At 46.3% G+C, this 17,310-nt stretch carries 11 protein-coding genes; 7 read left to right on the plus strand and 4 right to left on the minus strand.

Annotated elements, in window-relative coordinates; translation table 11 throughout:
- Window positions 1-422 precede the first annotated feature (422 nt).
- The 7 genes from QZ331_RS08225 to leuB all read left to right on the plus strand — a co-directional run bounded on the left by QZ331_RS08225 (window position 423) and on the right by leuB (window position 8,350).
- A complete protein-coding gene (locus QZ331_RS08225) occupies window positions 423-1,301 on the plus strand; it encodes a glycosyltransferase (RefSeq protein ID WP_294629449.1) in 879 nt (292 codons plus the stop codon).
- A gap of 114 nt (window positions 1,302-1,415) precedes the next feature.
- Window positions 1,416-1,736: a hypothetical protein gene (locus QZ331_RS08230; protein ID WP_294629450.1), complete on the plus strand. Its 321-nt coding sequence runs from the start codon at window positions 1,416-1,418 to the stop codon at window positions 1,734-1,736.
- A gap of 397 nt (window positions 1,737-2,133) precedes the next feature.
- Window positions 2,134-3,630 (plus strand): 2-isopropylmalate synthase, encoded by a 1,497-nt coding sequence (locus QZ331_RS08235; RefSeq protein ID WP_294629451.1) that lies wholly within the window; start codon window positions 2,134-2,136, stop codon window positions 3,628-3,630.
- A gap of 78 nt (window positions 3,631-3,708) precedes the next feature.
- Window positions 3,709-5,103 (plus strand): 3-isopropylmalate dehydratase large subunit, encoded by a 1,395-nt coding sequence (gene leuC, locus QZ331_RS08240; protein WP_294629452.1) that lies wholly within the window; start codon window positions 3,709-3,711, stop codon window positions 5,101-5,103.
- Between the two features lie 44 nt (window positions 5,104-5,147).
- A complete protein-coding gene (gene leuD, locus QZ331_RS08245) occupies window positions 5,148-5,750 on the plus strand; it encodes a 3-isopropylmalate dehydratase small subunit (protein ID WP_294629453.1) in 603 nt (200 codons plus the stop codon).
- On the plus strand, window positions 5,726-7,276 hold the full coding sequence (locus QZ331_RS08250) for an alpha-isopropylmalate synthase regulatory domain-containing protein (RefSeq protein ID WP_294629454.1): 1,551 nt from the start codon (window positions 5,726-5,728) through the stop codon (window positions 7,274-7,276). The genes leuD and QZ331_RS08250 overlap by 25 nt, the downstream gene beginning before the upstream one ends.
- 12 nt (window positions 7,277-7,288) lie before the next feature.
- Window positions 7,289-8,350 carry a 3-isopropylmalate dehydrogenase gene (gene leuB, locus QZ331_RS08255; protein ID WP_294629455.1) on the plus strand — a complete coding sequence of 354 codons (1,062 nt, stop codon included), beginning with the start codon at window positions 7,289-7,291 and terminating at the stop codon, window positions 8,348-8,350.
- 273 nt (window positions 8,351-8,623) lie between these two features.
- Here leuB and QZ331_RS08260 read toward each other — a convergent pair whose 3' ends face one another.
- From QZ331_RS08260 to QZ331_RS08275, 4 genes are all read right to left on the minus strand, one after another.
- The gene (locus QZ331_RS08260) at window positions 8,624-9,313 is read right to left on the minus strand and encodes a phosphatase PAP2 family protein (RefSeq protein ID WP_294629489.1); all 690 of its coding nucleotides are present in this window, start codon (window positions 9,311-9,313) and stop codon (window positions 8,624-8,626) included.
- Window positions 9,314-9,409: 96 nt separating this feature from the next.
- On the minus strand, window positions 9,410-11,245 hold the full coding sequence (locus QZ331_RS08265; protein ID WP_294629456.1) for an alkaline phosphatase family protein: 1,836 nt from the start codon (window positions 11,243-11,245) through the stop codon (window positions 9,410-9,412).
- 169 nt (window positions 11,246-11,414) lie between these two features.
- On the minus strand, window positions 11,415-13,436 hold the full coding sequence (locus QZ331_RS08270) for a RagB/SusD family nutrient uptake outer membrane protein (protein WP_294629457.1): 2,022 nt from the start codon (window positions 13,434-13,436) through the stop codon (window positions 11,415-11,417).
- A gap of 20 nt (window positions 13,437-13,456) precedes the next feature.
- A complete protein-coding gene (locus tag QZ331_RS08275; RefSeq protein ID WP_294629458.1) occupies window positions 13,457-16,693 on the minus strand; it encodes a TonB-dependent receptor in 3,237 nt (1,078 codons plus the stop codon).
- Window positions 16,694-17,310: the final 617 nt, after the last annotated feature.

Genomic DNA, 17,310 nt, shown 5'->3' on the forward strand with positions numbered 1-17,310 from the left:
TAATGCCCTATTGTATTCTTCTCAATATCCTCCTTGCCCGATACAAGTACACTGCACCAAGAAATCTCCGGGCGTATTCCTTTTGTTATTCATTCAGTTTTTATAACTTTGCAATAATTTCAATGGCTTAATGCGTTAAGTATTGAAAGGACTTATAATTAATTAAAGAGCGTTTGAGATATTATCCTTAATCTGAAATCTGGACAATTTCAATTCCCGGGGATAATAGACAAGAGCGCTCACGCTGATGATATATATATACTTCAAAGCAGAAGTTTTATATACCATAAAGCGTGGGCTTTTGTTTATATTACCAGGGAATGGGCAGTCCAGAGCCTCAGATTAGGTAATATGTAAAAAGTTCCCCACGCTTTTTTTGTATTATATCCGAAAGGGGGACGCGGAGTATAGAACTTATTACTATGACAGTCAGATTTAAACATTTTGTTGTTACTTTATTTAATTTGCCCCTTTGGAAAAATGACAAGAACAACTGTCCGACGGTTACCGACAAATGGCTGGAAGAACGATTTAGATTGTTCGAAAGCTATTGTTTCCCTTCTCTTCAAGCACAAACTACTTCCGATTTTGTGTGGCTGGTACTATTTGACGAAAATACTCCCGAACCTTATAAAAAAAGAATAGAGTCTTATAAAACGTTGATGCCGCAATTTCATTCCCGTTTTTGTTCGAGTGAAGAAGCGGCCGATTTCCACCATTCGGATGATAATAGGAATTGTAGATTTATCCGGGAAGAGATTGCCTCTCTTTTGGAGAATGATGAGGAGTTTGTATTAACCACCAATGTCGATAATGATGATGCCATACATCGGGAGATGCTTCAGACTTTGCAAACTCAATTTCTTGCTTCTCCTAAAGAGACTTTGTATAGTTTGAATATAGGACTTCAATATTTCCCTCGCCTTCATGTAGCCATGCATATGCGTTACCCTCATAATCATTTTCTGACACTTACCGAACGTACTGATAAGGATTTTCGTACCGTAATGTTTTACGGTCATACTAAAGCTCGGAAACTTTTGCCTACGGTTGATATTTTGGGGAAGCCCTATTGGCTGGAGGTTGTGCATAGTTGTAATGTGAATAACGACTTGCGTATAACAAGCCGCATTCGGTATCGTTGTTTGTGGAAATCCTATTCTTTGCAGGAATACGGGCTTCCGCTTCACTTCTCTTTCAGCTCGAACTTGGTGAATAATTTATTTTATTTGCCATTATACTTTTGTAAAGTGGGAATATGGCGGTTGAAACGGAAAGTGAGAATTTGTTTTGGTCGGTGATAGAATTGTAATAATATTAAGTTTTGAGAGATGTTATAGGCTGATTTGGAGAAAATAATGCTATATTTGTCGCCGACATTATTTTATTAAACGTTTAAAGCAAATTTGAAAGGTATGAAAACTAAATTATTTTTGGCTGCTGTAGCTGTAACATTTTCCTTTGCAATGATTTCTTGTACTGGTAATAAAACTGCTAACACTGCTGCACAAAGCGAAACTGCAACTGTGGAAACCGTAGAAGCTGCTACTGCCGTTGAAGCAGATGCTTGCTGCCAGGCCAGTGACTCTTGCACTGCCACTTGTGAAAAGAAGGCAGAATGCATCGAAAAGAAGGGCGAATGTTGCGAAAAGAAAGCAGACTGCGAGAAGAAGGAGAACTGCTGTGAGGAAAAGGCAGGCTGCACTGAAAAGAAAGAATGCTGCAATAAGAAGTAATTTATCTTATTTGAATCATAAAACGAGGGAACAGGGTGTATCGGACACTTTGTTCCCTCATTTTTTTGATGGATATGCGTTGTGTGAATAATATATTTGATGTTATAATTGTGTTTATCTTATGAAATGAAGTTATATTGAATAAAAAAGTAACGTATTGTTTGGATATAACGAAATAATCTCTACCTTTGCATCGTTGAACTGTAAAAAGAGACAAGAAATGAATCAGATGTTTATACATATTCTATTGTGTGGTATTATTATTCTACTATCAAGAGTTAGTGGAAGTGGGTGCTGTGTGTAAATGTGTATAATGAAGATATACGAAAGCCTTTCTCACTTCCATGTGTGAAAGGCTTTTTTTTAATGCTAATGGATATATAAAATAGAATAAGATATGGACAATAGGTTATTTATTTTCGATACCACGCTAAGGGATGGAGAGCAAGTTCCGGGATGTCAGTTGAATACGGTGGAAAAGATTCAGGTGGCAAAAGCTCTGGAAGCGTTGGGAGTAGATGTGATTGAAGCCGGCTTTCCTATTTCAAGTCCGGGAGATTTCAACTCGGTGATTGAAATCTCTAAGGCAGTGACGTGGCCTACCATTTGTGCGCTGACGCGTGCTGTTCAGAAAGACATTGATGTAGCTGTCGATGCGTTGAAGTTTGCAAAGCACAAACGTATTCATACGGGTATCGGCACTTCCGACTCGCACATCAAATATAAATTCAATTCGAACCGTGAAGAAATTATCGAGCGTGCGGTAGCTGCCGTGAAATATGCCCGTCGTTTTGTGGATGATGTAGAGTTTTATGCGGAAGACGCCGGCCGCACGGACAATGAATATTTGGCTCGTGTAGTGGAAGCCGTTATCAAGGCAGGTGCTACGGTGGTGAATATACCGGATACGACGGGCTACTGCCTGCCTTCGGAATATGGTGCCAAGATAAAATACCTGGTTGACCACGTAGACGGTATTGACAAAGCGATTCTTTCCACCCACTGCCACAATGACTTGGGGATGGCTACTGCCAATACGATAGCAGGCGTCTTGAATGGTGCGCGTCAGGTAGAGGTCACCATCAACGGTATCGGCGAACGTGCCGGAAACACGGCGCTCGAAGAGATTGCCATGATTATCAAGAGCCATCACGAAATCGACATTCAGACAAATATCAATACGCAGAAGATTTATCCGACGAGCCGCATGGTATCCAGCCTGATGAATATGCCGGTACAGCCGAACAAGGCGATTGTCGGTCGCAATGCATTTGCACATTCTTCGGGTATCCATCAGGATGGTGTATTGAAGAACGTGCAGACGTATGAGATTATCGACCCGCATGAAGTGGGTATTGACGACAACTCCATCGTATTGACTGCCCGTAGCGGACGTGCCGCTTTGAAGAATCGCCTGACTGTTCTCGGAGTTGAATTGGCGCAAGAGAAACTGGACAAGGTTTACGAGGAATTCTTGAAATTGGCTGATAAGAAGAAAGACATCAATGATGATGATATTTTGGTATTGGCAGGTGCAGACCGTAGCCAGAACCACCGTATCAAATTGGACTACTTGCAGGTGACAAGTGGCGTGGGCGTCCGTTCGGTAGCCAGTTTGGGGTTGAACATTGCCGGTGAGAAGTTTGAAGGTTGCGCCAGTGGCAATGGTCCGGTAGATGCCGCCATCAAAGCCTTGAGGAAGATTGTAGACCGGCATATGACGCTGAAAGAATTTACCATTCAGGCCATCAGCAAGGGAAGTGATGATGTAGGTAAGGTGCATATGCAGGTGGAATACGATAATCAGATTTATTATGGATTCGGTGCGAATACGGACATCATCGCCGCTTCAATAGAAGCCTATATTGACTGTATCAACAAATTCAAATCGTAAAGAAAGAGACTCACCGTGTTTTGCCAGCATGGCAGCAGGACAGTAAATAGTAATCAGAAAAAGTAAGATATAAGATAGATGAATACATTATTTGATAAGATATGGGACGCTCATGTAGTGACTACCGTAGAAGAGGGACCTACACAGCTTTACATCGACCGTTTGTATTGTCATGAAGTAACAAGCCCGCAAGCCTTTGCCGGACTGCGTAAGCGTGGAATCGGCGTGTTGCGTCCGGAAAAGGTGTTCTGTATGCCCGACCACAATACGCCAACTCACGACCAGGACAAGCCGATTGAAGACCCGGTTTCAAGAACCCAGGTAGACACTTTGACGCAGAATGCGAAAGACTTTGGACTCACTCACTACGGTATGATGCATCCCAAGAATGGAATTATCCATGTGGTGGGACCGGAACGTGGTCTGACCCTGCCGGGGATGACAATCGTCTGCGGCGACTCTCATACGTCTACCCACGGTGCGATGGGAGCGATTGCTTTCGGTATCGGAACGAGCGAAGTGGAAATGGTGCTGGCTTCACAATGCATCCTTCAGTCAAGACCGAAAACCATGCGTATCACTGTAGACGGTGAATTGGGGAAAGGAGTGACTGCGAAGGACGTGGCACTCTACATGATGTCTCAAATGACAACCAGCGGCGCTACCGGATACTTTGTAGAATATGCAGGCTCGGCCATCCGCCATCTGACTATGGAAGGGCGCCTTACTCTCTGCAATCTCTCCATCGAGATGGGCGCACGCGGCGGCATGGTTGCTCCCGACGAAGTGACTTTTGAGTATATCAAAGAGCGTGAGAATGCTCCGAAGGGAGCCGATTGGGAGAAAGCGGTTGTCTATTGGAAAACGTTGAAGAGCGACGACAAGGCCGTGTTCGACAAGGAAGTCCGTTTCGATGCAGCCGCTATCGAGCCGATGATTACCTACGGGACGAATCCGGGCATGGGTATGGGCATTACCGGTCATATTCCTACCACCGAGGGTATGGGAGAAGCTGCTCAGTCCTCTTTCAGAAAATCGCTGGATTATATGGGATTCGAGCCTGGCGAATCGTTGATAGGCAAGAAGATTGACTATGTATTCTTAGGTGCTTGCACCAACGGTCGTATCGAAGATTTCCGCGCATTTGCCTCTGTGGTGAAAGGTCGTAAGAAAGCTGACAATGTAATTGCCTGGCTGGTTCCGGGGTCGTGGATGGTAGATGCTCAGATTCGCAAAGAAGGCATCGACCGGATATTGGCCGAAGCCGGTTTTGCCATCCGTCAGCCGGGATGCTCTGCCTGCCTGGCAATGAACGATGACAAGATTCCGGCGGGGAAATATTCGGTGTCTACCAGCAACCGCAACTTTGAAGGCCGTCAGGGACCGGGTGCGCGTACCTTGCTTGCCAGTCCGTTGGTGGCTGCTGCGGCTGCTGTGACGGGTGTGATTACCGACCCGAGGGAACTGATGTAACTCCAATTGCAAATAGTAAAACCGTTAAAAAAGTAAATACCAAGATGGCTAAGACAAAATTTGATATACTGACAAGTACTTGCGTACCACTACCTTTGGAAAATATAGATACCGATCAGATTATTCCGGCCCGTTTTTTGAAAGCGACCACCCGTGAGGAGAAATTCTTCGGCGATAACCTCTTTCGTGATTGGCGTTATAAGGCCGACGGCACACTGAACGAGGATTTCGTACTGAACAATCCACTTTACGGAGGACAAGTATTGGTGGCGGGGAAAAACTTCGGTTCCGGTTCGAGCCGCGAACACGCCGCTTGGGCGATTGCCGGATATGGTTTCCGTGTGGTAGTGTCCAGTTTCTTTGCCGATATCCATAAGAATAATGAGTTGAACAACTTTGTGCTTCCGGTGGTAGTAAGCGAAGGATTCTTGCAAGAACTGTTCGATTCGATTGAAGCAGACCCGAAGATGGAAGTGGAAGTGAACCTTCTCGCGCAGACCATCACTAACAAAGCGACCGGCAAGAGCGAACCTTTCGAAATCAATGCTTACAAGAAACACTGTCTGATGAACGGATTGGACGATATTGATTTTCTGCTGAGCAATAAAGACAAGATAGAAGCATGGGAAAAGAAGGCGTGCAAATAGAAATCATGGACACCACGCTCCGCGATGGCGAGCAGACCAGCGGAGTTTCGTTTGTGCCTCATGAGAAACTGATGATTGCCCGTTTGCTATTGGAAGATTTGAAGGTAGACCGGGTGGAGGTAGCTTCGGCACGGGTATCCGATGGCGAGTTTGAGGCCGTGAAGATGATTTGCGACTGGGCTGCCCGGCGCAATTTGCTTCACAAGGTGGAGGTGTTGGGATTTGTAGACGGTCCTACCTCGGTAGACTGGGTGCAGCGTACCGGTTGCCGCGTCATCAATCTGCTTTGCAAAGGTTCGCTGAAACACTGTACGCAGCAATTGAAAAAGACCCCCGAAGAGCATTTGGCAGACGTTATTGCCGCAGTGCGCTACGCCGACGAACAGGATATCGCCGTCAATGTCTACTTGGAAGACTGGAGCAACGGTATAAAGGATTCTCCCGAATATGTGTTCCGCCTGGTGGATGGATTGAAAGAGACGAACATCAGACGGTTCATGCTGCCCGACACATTGGGAATCTTGAACCCGTTGCAAGTGATAGAGTATATGCGGAAGATGAAGAAACGTTACCCGAATACTCATTTCGATTTTCATGCGCACAATGACTATGATTTGGCGGTGAGCAATGTGCTGGCGGCCGTATTGAGCGGTGTCAAAGGACTGCACACCACCATCAACGGGCTGGGCGAGCGTGCTGGCAACGCCCCCCTTGCAAGCGTGCAGGCCATTCTGAAAGACCACTTCAATGCGGCAACCAATATCGACGAAAGCCGTCTGAACGATGTAAGCCGTGTGGTAGAGTCCTATTCGGGGATTGTGATACCCGCCAATAAGCCGATTGTGGGAGAGAATGTCTTTACGCAAGTGGCAGGCGTCCATGCCGACGGCGACAATAAGAACAACTTGTATTGCAACGACCTGCTTCCCGAGCGGTTCGGAAGGAAGCGCGAATATGCGTTGGGCAAGACAAGCGGCAAGGCGAATATCCGCAAGAACCTCGACGACCTCGGGCTGCAACTGGACGAAGAGTCCATGCGCAAAGTGACGGAACGCATCATCGAGTTGGGCGACAAGAAAGAAGTGGTGACGCAGGAGGACTTGCCATACATTGTTTCCGATGTGTTGAAACACGGTTCGATAGGCGAGAAGGTCAAGTTGAAGAGCTATTTCGTCAATCTTGCTCATGGCCTGAAGCCGATGGCAACGTTGAAGATAGAAATCAACGGAAAAGAGTATGAGGAGAGTTCGAGTGGCGACGGCCAGTATGATGCGTTCGTCCGTGCCTTGCGCAAGATATACAAGTCTACTTTAGGGCGCAGCTTCCCCATGCTCACCAATTACGCGGTGACAATTCCGCCCGGTGGCCGCACGGATGCGTTTGTGCAGACCGTAATCACGTGGAGCTACGACCAGCAGGTGTTCCGCACCCGCGGGCTGGATGCCGACCAGACGGAAGCCGCCATCAAGGCTACTATGAAGATGCTCAATCTCATAGAAGATGAATATGAAAAGAATAACGATTAAATATCAAATAACATGGATTTTAAAATAGCTGTATTAGCAGGCGACGGTATTGGACCGGAAATCTCGGTGCAAGGTGTAGAGGTGATGAGTGCCGTTTGCGAAAAGTTCGGCCATAAGGTGAGTTATGATTACGCCATCTGCGGTGCCGACGCGATAGATAAAGTGGGCGACCCGTTTCCGGAAGCAACGTACCGGACGTGCAAAGAGGCCGACGCAGTATTGTTCTCTGCCGTAGGCGACCCGAAGTTCGACAACAATCCCACCGCTAAGGTGCGTCCCGAGCAAGGGTTGCTTGCCATGCGCAAGAAGTTAGGACTTTTTGCCAATATCCGTCCCGTACAGACATTCAAATGCTTGATTCACAAATCGCCGTTGCGTGCCGAACTGGTCGAGAATGCCGACTTTATCTGTATCCGCGAACTGACCGGCGGTATGTATTTCGGCGAGAAGTATCAGGACAACGACAAGGCCTACGATACCAACTACTACACCCGTCCCGAAATCGAACGTATCTTGAAGGTGGCCTTCGAATATGCGATGAAACGCAGAAAACACCTTACGGTGGTAGACAAGGCGAACGTGCTTGCCTCTTCCCGCCTGTGGCGTCAGATTGCACAGGAGATGGCGCCTGCTTATCCGGAGGTGACTACCGACTATATGTTTGTAGACAATGCTGCCATGAAGATGATTCAGGAGCCTGCCTTCTTCGATGTGATGGTGACGGAAAATACATTCGGCGATATCCTGACGGACGAAGGGTCGGTCATCAGCGGTTCGATGGGATTGCTTCCTTCCGCTTCTACCGGCGAGAGTACTCCGGTGTTTGAGCCCATTCACGGCTCATGGCCGCAGGCGAAGGGATTGAACATTGCCAATCCGTTGGCGCAGATTCTTTCCGTAGCGATGCTGTTTGAGTATTTCGACCTGAAAGAAGAGGAAGCGTTGATTCGCAAGGCGGTGGATGCATCGCTGGACGAGAACGTGCGTACGCCGGAGATACAGGTTTCCGGTGGTGCTCGGTACGGCACAAAGGAGGTAGGACAGTGGATTGTCGATTACATCCGGAAGGCTTGACTTCACCTGCCGCTTCCTCCCCTGTCGGATGAAGCCTATGTCTGATAATGACAATAGGCCTGCTATTTTCCCTCTCATTATGAGGGAGTTGCAGCGCATATATATCCTACTTTCACCGCATATATCTCCTGTCTCCAGCATCTATATGTCCAACTTCCAGCATCTATATCTCCTGTAGCCAGCAGATATAGATGCTGTAACAAGCTGAATATTAGGCTATATTTTTAGGGTTTGGCAGTTGGGGGAAGATAGTGGAAATCGTATGTGCGAAGACTACCAACTTTTGATGGTGGAATATATAAGAATTCCAAGCAACGTCAGCAATCCAGTGTAAATAGTGACCGATGTCTGTTCGACATCCTTTCTGCTTATCTCTGTGGAAGGTGATAAATATCCTGTCGTTCTGCGGGCAATGGTGCTGAACATCCATCCTCCGAATCCTCCGATGATACCGCCCACAAGCAAGTCGCCGGGATAATGTACCCCCAAATAGATGCGGGTATAACAGTTGAGCACCGCCCATGCGAGGATGAAAAGGCTGAGCCACCGTTTGTGGAACGTGCATATCACATACAGGGCAAGTCCGAAGGAATTGGCGGCGTGGCAGGACGGAAATCCGTAGCTTCCTCCCCGGTATCCGTTTACGATGTGTACCATGTCGGCAATCGGGTTTTCAAGATTGGCAGGGCGCATCCGCGCAACAACCGGCCGGATAAGGCTGCTGCATACTTGGTCGGCAAAAGTGATGGTGAGGGCGATGGCCACTACATAGCACAGAACGGCTTTCCAATGAAAATTCTTCAGTAAGATATACAGGATGGTAGCATACATAGGTACCCATATCACCTTTCCCGTAAAAGAAGTCATAAAGTAATCCCAGAAAGGAGAGTGGATACCGTTGAAAAACAGGAAGATGTTTGTATCCGTTTCCGACAGGAACCGGAGGAGTTCACTATTTGCCATCATGCTTTACCGTTAATTTTTTGACGGCGCAAATATACAATAAAGAATAGCAAATTATCCTATATTACCTTATAAATCTTCTATAATACCCTCTTTCTACCGCTTGGCAAGGTCATCGTACAGTTTTTGCAGGAAGGCTTTTCCTTTCTCCAAGTTGGCTTCTTTGGCCGTGCCTTCATCAAGTTGCACGGCGTTGGCGTCCAGGTTATACACCAGTTGGTTTTCGGGAGTCACCATGCCGAAGAAGCTCGGGCGGGTGAAGTATCCGAAATGGGGAGAGGCCGGATTCATGATGTCTTTGCTGAAAGTAAATTCGTCGTGCGGCAATCCCAATTGCGAAAGCAAAGTGGCAGCAATGTCGATTTGTGAAGCGTATGTGTCTATGATACAGGAGTCCTTGATTGCTCCTCCAATCAGGATGAACGGAATCGTCTGCCCGTCCAGCGGGTTCTCTATCGGATGCGGATAGGCTCCCTGATGGTCGGCTACAAGTACAAACAGTGTGTTTTTCCACAATGGTGTCTCTTTATACTGCGCTACAAAGTCGCCCACGCAACTGTCGGCATATGCAAAGGCATTGAGCACTTTGTCGTCCAATTTGCGGAACGGAACTTCAAACGGCTCGTGGCTGCTCGAAGTCTGGACGATTTTCAGAAAAGGTTCCTTTTGCCGTTCCTCTTTCAAGTCTTTCATCAAGCGTTGAAACAATACGTGGTCTTGTGCTCCCCATTTGCCGGTACGCTCGGACAACGGGAAGTCTTTGTCGCAAATAATCTTTTCGATACCCGAAGATATCAGATAAGAACGCATATTGGTGAAGTCGGCATCTCCGCCATAGTAATAATTCAGGCTGTATCCGGCCTTTTTCAAGCTGCGCGGGATGGAGGGGAGCTTGTCCGTCTTTTCGGGATACTTCATGATACTCGTGCTGGGCTGTCCGGGGTAAGCACTGATGATGGAAGCCAGTCCGCGGTCGGTACGGAAACTGTTGGCGTAGAAATTACTGAATAAAATACCTTCTTTGGCAAATTTGTCCATATTGACTGCTACGCCGGGCTGTCCGCCGAAGGTTTCCATCAGGTGTGTGGAAAAACTTTCGAGAATGATAAAGACGATGTTCGGGCGTTGGGTATTCAGCAGTTGCGGAATGCTGTCGGCTGCTGTGGCGGGGGTGTCAATCATTGTTGCAAACAGCTTGTCGGCCGCTTCGGGAGCCATGAAACGGTATTGCTTGTCGAAGTTGGTCTGATGAGTGGCAGAATACATGAAACTGAATGCAGGGTTGATGGCAGCATGGTTCATCCGCTGGTCTTGGCTGAAATATACTTTGCTCACATTCATGGTCGATACGGTGAAGCCGCCACGGATAGGGAGGAAGAGGGCGGCGGTCAGCAATAGAAGCGCGAGGGATACGTTTTGCCGGCGGTAGGGGATTTTGAGCGGCTTTTTTGTTCGGATAAGGGCGAAATGGAAAATGCAGTATAGGATTGCTGCATATATCAGTATAGCCAAAAGCCCGAGTAGTACGAACCAACCGCTGACGCTTGCCATCGCATCTTTGGGAGAAGAGAAGAAATAGAAAATGGGAGTGGCGTCGAGGCGGAAGTCCCAATAGCCGTACAATCCCAAATCGACGATAAAGATGCAGGCCATCACAAAGGCGATGAGTCCGAAGTATCCCTGCCGGATGCGGCGGAGCAAGGCCGAGTTTGTCCAGGCGGAGGCGGCGAGCAACAGTCCGGGGATAGCCGTCAGATATCCTGCAAGCGACAAATCCAACGGCAGGCCGTGCCACATGACGCGCAGGTAGTCGACAAAAGATGCATGGGTATATAGGTCATGGTAGCAGACCATGAAGACCGGTTTCTGAAGAACGAATAAAAGAACAAATAGAAAGTAGGTTGTGAGAAATTGGATGATTCTCTTTTTCATATTCTGTAAACTTAAAAAGATTGAACGGATACAAAGTTACTACACTTTTCTTTATCTTTCTCATGAAGTGGTATAAAACATTCTTATTTCTTCATTCTTCGGATATACGAAAAAAGGACAGAGAACCCTTAAGAATCCCCTGTCCTTCGCTCTATGCTATGTTGAAATATTATTTCTCAGCGTGTCCGCCTGCTTTGAGCGGCCAGTTGATGTTTTGATAGATATTGCTGTTCTCCAAGTTGCGGTCGGCAGAAGCCGTGAGTATGTCACTGATTCCTATCGGATACAGATAATAGGCTTCGTGCCAGTTGTAACCCTCGCGCAATTCATTCGAACTTTCCAGGTTGCGGCTGTAGGGGCGCAGGTATTTGCTTTGGTCTTTTCCGGACACGACTGCATCCGGTGTGCCGTCTGCCTTGATATCCGGGTCGTATAGCTGATAAAGACTTTCCCAGAAATTGACTCCTTCGGGAATCCACTTGGTAGTAATCATGCGGTCGAACGAACGCCAGCGTATCAGGTCGGCAAAACGTTGTCCTTCGCTGAATAGCTCGTTCATACGTTCGCGGCGGATGTTATACAAGGTAACATCCACGGGTGTGGTTCCTGAGTACACCCCGAAATCCTTTTCTTTTGACAGGTCGGTAGCTGCGATGGTGGCATCAATGTCACTGCTTACACCGGCACGTTCGCGCAGTTGTTTCCAATACTTTTTGGCGTCGGCATCCAATGTTCCGTTCTTTTCGTAACACGCTTCCATATAATTCAGCAATGCTTCGGCTGTACGGAAAATGGGAGATGCATTGGTGCAGCGCAATTCGTCGTTTGGAGTCTGGGCGTAGTCGTATGTGTAATACTTACGCGGTTGGTATCCTGTGATGCAACGTATTTCCTGATTGGAGTTGTCTATACCCGGCTTTGCGAATGTTTGCCCATATTGGGGAGCAGTGGGGTCGGAATCGAGCAATGTGCTTTCGCTCCATACAAAGAGCTGGAGACGTTCGTCGCGGTCCTGCTTCACTTTATCAATGCTCACGTCACCCTGATAATTGCTGTCTTCAGCGTAGATGGGCAATCCGTTCTTCATCAGGAAAGATTCGGCAAAAGTACGGGTATATCCGTCGGCACAACCGGTCTTTACACGATAAGCTGCATCGTGGCTGATGCTTAAACTACGGTTGTACTGTTTCCATAACAACACTTCGGGCACATCGTTCAGTGAAGGGCGGCTGTACATTTCGAAATACTCGTTCCAACCTGTAATAGTGCCCGGCTGAGGCTCCATTATATGGTTATTGGCGGTCAGTTGTGCATTCTCCGCCACTTGTCTGGCTGCACTCATGGCTTCTGTCAGGAAGAAGTTCACTTCGTTGTCGATGTTGAAACTCTTTCCACTGTTGTAGGACATATTCGCTCCGGGCCAGTTGCTATCTCCCGGTACGCGTCCGCTTCCTTTGTGGTATTTCTCGAAGGTAGCTTCGAACAAGGCAACTCTTGACTTGAATAACAGGGCGGCTTCTTTGCTGACACGCTGGCCGTTGAACCGTTCGCGGCTTGCCAGGTGGGCAATGGCCTTATCCAAATCGCCCAAGATGAAACGTGCCACTTCATTGCGCGGGCTGCGTTTGCTGTTTTCTACAATAACCGCATCATTGTCTTCCAATACTTCGGTAACGATAGGCAAATCGCCATAGTAGGCCAGCATTCGGAAATAACATAATGCACGGAAGAAGTAACCTTCTCCGATGTAGTTCTTTATCAGTTCCGCATCGCCGGTAATCGTTCCGTTTTCGTGACCGGTGATGGCTTTGTTCAAAAAGTAATTGTAGATGCGTACTCCATTGTAGTATCCTTGAAGCGCTTTGTCTTTGGATACTTCCCAGTGGTTGTCGGCAAAAAGAGTGGTATTGCCGCCCAATCCTGCTACCATGATGTCGGTATTGCCGTCCGAACGTGCCATACCGTCATTATAACCTTGAACATGATACATTTGTCCGCTATATGGGGCAACCAGATAATCATTGTAATAATTGTTGAGGTAAGTAGCCAATTGGTCGGCCGACGTGTAGAATGATTCCGGTGTGATTTGGCTTACAGGATTCAGGTCAAGCAGGTCGTTGCATGAGGTAGTACTCATGGCAGTGGCGCCCAACAAAAGACATAATCCGATATGTTTTGTATTTATTTTCATAATATTTCTCTTTTAATAATTTAAAAACTAAGATTTACACCCACAGATATGGTACGTTGCAACGGATAAGTCTTACCGCTACCCCAACCTTCGTCGCCATATCCTCCGAATGCTTCGGGGTCAAATATATCGGTCAGACTGGTGATAGTGAACAAATTGTCGCATGACAGATAGACACGGAGGTTGCTGATTCCTGCCGGCGTCAGCAGAGATTTCGGGAAAGTATATCCCAACTGGATGTTCTTGCAACGGAGATAAGCGGCACTTTGCAAATAACGTGTCTGTGTCTGTTGATTTTTGCGGATATCGCCAAAATAGGGTTTCGGATAGTAGGCGTCGGTGTTTTCTTTTGTCCAATAATCCAAGTGGTCTTCAAAACAAGCACTTTGCCACATATTTCCTTGTGCTCCCCAGAAGTAAGCGTCACCGCTGCCGAAAGCCCAGTCGCGTTTCAATACTCCCTGGAAGAAAACAGAAAAGTCGAATCCCTTGTATGCAGCATCTAAGTTCAAACCGACGCGGTAGCGGGGAGTTGCATTACCGATACGTTTCAAGTCGCCGTGGTCTTTCAAAGTGCTTGCACCCGGAGTAACAATTCCGTCATTATTCACGTCTTTGTACATCACGTCACCTTCGTTCCAGTTGCTTCCCCAGTTGGGTTTGTTGTTTGCCAGCCAACTGTCCATTTCTTCTTTTGAAGAGGCGAGGCCTATACTTTCATAACCCCAAATCTCATTCAGATATTTGCCGTTGTAATAGCCGTAGATGCTTTGATTTTCAAACAGACCGTCGTATGGATAGTTTAGGATTTTGGAACGGTTGTCCGAAATATTGAAACGGGCTCCATATTTGAAATCGTTAATTTGGTCGCGCCAGCCGATTTCCAGTTCCCAACCCGAAGTACGCATATCGCAGTTGTTGGTTTTGGGTGCATTGGTTCCCAATACTGAACCCAAAATAGGAGCCGGACCAATCATATCTTTGGTTGTACGGCTATACCAGTCGAAAGTTCCGGTCAAACGGTTATTGAAAACTCCGAAATCGAAACCGATGTCCCATGTTTCTACCGTTTCCCAAGTCATGCTGGCGTTAACGATGCTGGGCAGTGAAGATATGTTCTGTTTTTCACCGTTTATCAGCCAATTGCTGGCGGCTGAGTTGATAGCCTGCTGTTGGTAGAACGGATACCAATCCCAAAAACTGTAATAATTGGAGCTGGTGTTACCTAATTGTCCCCAAGAAGCACGGAGTTTCAGGGTATTGACCGTTTCGCTTGCTTTTCCAAAAAACTCCTCGCGGGCAATATTCCATCCCAAAGATACGGACGGGAACCAAGCCCAACGCTTGTCGGCCAAGAAGCGTGAAGAACCGTCGTAGCGGATGTTGAACTCTGCCAGGTACTTGCCGTCATAGTCGTAATTGAAACGTCCGAAATAACCGGCAGTAGCTCTGTTCCAATAGCCGTCGCTGTTCTTTTTGTTGCTTTGTGTCTGGCTTAGGAACGGTTTGTCTTCGGTAGTAAGGTTCGTGCCGCTTGCCCACATATTGTCCTGATTGTAACGTTCGTAGTTCAATCCTAACAATACTTTTCCGTTGTGCTTTCCAAAACTGCGGGTATAATCGGTATAGACGTTTACCGCATAATAGTTTTGGTGGTAGCGGTTGTCGTAAACATAAGTCTCTGTTCCATAGCCCGAATCACGCAGCATTGGTTCATTGGCTACATTGTAGTTATAGATAGGAATTTTATTTTGAGTGGTTTTGTTGTTGGTAAGACGCAAAGCACCTTCGGCATAAATGTTCCATCCCTTCAAGGGGGTGAAGGTGAACTTTAACTGCTGGGTGAATTCGTCATTGTTTTCCTTATATATACCACCGTCTTCCAATTCGTAAATTTCCATTTCTGCCATCCAGTTGCCGTTCGGGTCCACTATCGGGCAAGAAGGCCAGCGGCGTGCAATGTTATGGAAGAACAAACCGGTCAGGTATTGGGGCTTTTCGTAATCCTTGCGTGTCCATTTGGTAGAGTATTCCAAACGTGCCCAAGAGGCCAGTTCGGCACCGATTTTGCTATTCAGTGTATAGCGGTCCAGTTCGTCGTGTCCATGAGAAATCAAGCCGTTCTGCAACAGGAAACTTCCACTGACCGACCAGTTGAACTTCTCGCTGCCGCCACTCAAACTTACATTGTGTTGGGTAGAAGGCACATTCTTCTTATAGAATTCCTCAAACCAGTCTGTGTTGGCAAAAGCCGAACCATAATTGTTCCATTTGCCGTCTGATTCATTGGCTGTAGTTCCCCAATATTCCGGTTGGTTAGGGTCTTTGAATTCACCGTTCATATACTTCTTGATGTTTTCCATTGTTTCATCAGAGAATATGTTTGAACCGCCGGCATTGGTATTCGCCGCATTGAAGTAAGTGGCAAATTGCAGTGAATTGGCCATTTGCGGCACTTGTGTTGCGGTGCTGAAACGTACATCACCGGAATAAGTGACTTTCACTTTACCGCTTTTTCCGCTCTTGGTTGTCACTAAGACTACACCGAATGCAGCACGTGAACCGTAGATAGAAGCCGAAGCGGCATCTTTCAGTACCGACACACTTTCCACATCATTCGGGTTCAGAGAGTTTAAATCTCCCTCTATACCGTCAATCAAAATCAAGGGACTGTCCACAGAACCGTCGCCGATAGAACCCGTACCACGGATATTGATGTTCATGCGGGAGTTGAGGTCACCGCCGCTTGAACTGGTGGAGAGATTCAAGCCGGGAACCGCACCTTGCAAGGCCTGGCTGACGTTGGCAACGGGGCGCGACTCAATTACATCTGAACCGACCATGCTTACCGCACCTGTCACATTTACTTTTTTCTGTGTTCCATAGCCCACTACCACTACTTCATCCAGTACTTTGGTATCATCGCTTAAGGTAATATTCAACGGAGCCCCTGTCCATTTTACCTCTTTTGTCTGATAGCCTACAAATGAAATGATGATTGTGCTTCCTTTAGGAACATTGGAAAGAGAGAAATCTCCGTCAATTCCGGTGATGGTTCCGGTTGTGGAACCTTTTACTACCACAGATGCGCCGATGATTGTTTCGCCAGTAGCATCTTTTACAACTCCGGTACAAGTACCATTTTGCTGAGTCACGCTCACGCTTGTCATTCTTTCTCCTTCGATGGCGTAAATTGTTCCGTTACAGATAGTTGACAAGAACAATAAAACACCTACGGATTTTAGATACTTAATCATATAATGATTTTTTAAAGTTTTTTGAAAAGCAAAAACTCCCAAAGTATCAAGTACCATTAGAACTTATGCTTTTCAATGAAATTTAGATTAACGGCGCAAATGTATAAAAAATGTTGTAAACAACAAGCGAAATGCTTATTTTTATTATAAAATCAACGAAGTATCTAAAATTATCCGTTATAAAATGACGAATATTTAGAAAATACTTTATGAATATTCCTTTCAAAACATACTCCAAATTTGCAGTAACGGTTGTTATCCCGCAATTTCAGATGCTTATATTGATATGCAACAGCAATATATTAAGTTCTAATGGGACTTCTTCAATCCTTTTCATAGTCTCTAATTATCAACAGAATACGTATTATGCATCGAAAAATTGTAGAAAATGGGTAGATGCTTCATTATTATGGACAGAATGTGTTGTTCATTCTTATCTCAATCATGTGAGTTTATTGACCGGATTTTATGTTTTTGGAAGAACTGAAGAATATATCCGATTGGTGTATTTTTCGGAAAAGAATCAAAAAAAGATATAGAAAACATCAGCCCAATGAAATATTTCGATAATTTTGTTGTCGGTAAATGCGACAGTAAGAGTTTGTAAATGTTGTAAT

It is taken from the genome of uncultured Bacteroides sp. (assembly GCF_910586915.1).
Classification (GTDB): domain Bacteria; phylum Bacteroidota; class Bacteroidia; order Bacteroidales; family Bacteroidaceae; genus Bacteroides.

Coding starts and splice junctions, on each gene's coding strand:
- QZ331_RS08225 (WP_294629449.1), top strand. CDS start 423: ATGACAGTCAGATTTAAACATTTTGTTGTTACTTTATTTAATTTGCCC.
- QZ331_RS08230 (WP_294629450.1), top strand. CDS start 1,416: ATGAAAACTAAATTATTTTTGGCTGCTGTAGCTGTAACATTTTCCTTT.
- QZ331_RS08235 (WP_294629451.1), top strand. CDS start 2,134: ATGGACAATAGGTTATTTATTTTCGATACCACGCTAAGGGATGGAGAG.
- leuC (WP_294629452.1), top strand. CDS start 3,709: ATGAATACATTATTTGATAAGATATGGGACGCTCATGTAGTGACTACC.
- leuD (WP_294629453.1), top strand. CDS start 5,148: ATGGCTAAGACAAAATTTGATATACTGACAAGTACTTGCGTACCACTA.
- QZ331_RS08250 (WP_294629454.1), top strand. CDS start 5,726: ATGGGAAAAGAAGGCGTGCAAATAGAAATCATGGACACCACGCTCCGC.
- leuB (WP_294629455.1), top strand. CDS start 7,289: ATGGATTTTAAAATAGCTGTATTAGCAGGCGACGGTATTGGACCGGAA.
- QZ331_RS08260 (WP_294629489.1), bottom strand. CDS start 9,313: ATGGCAAATAGTGAACTCCTCCGGTTCCTGTCGGAAACGGATACAAAC.
- QZ331_RS08265 (WP_294629456.1), bottom strand. CDS start 11,245: ATGAAAAAGAGAATCATCCAATTTCTCACAACCTACTTTCTATTTGTT.
- QZ331_RS08270 (WP_294629457.1), bottom strand. CDS start 13,436: ATGAAAATAAATACAAAACATATCGGATTATGTCTTTTGTTGGGCGCC.
- QZ331_RS08275 (WP_294629458.1), bottom strand. CDS start 16,693: ATGATTAAGTATCTAAAATCCGTAGGTGTTTTATTGTTCTTGTCAACT.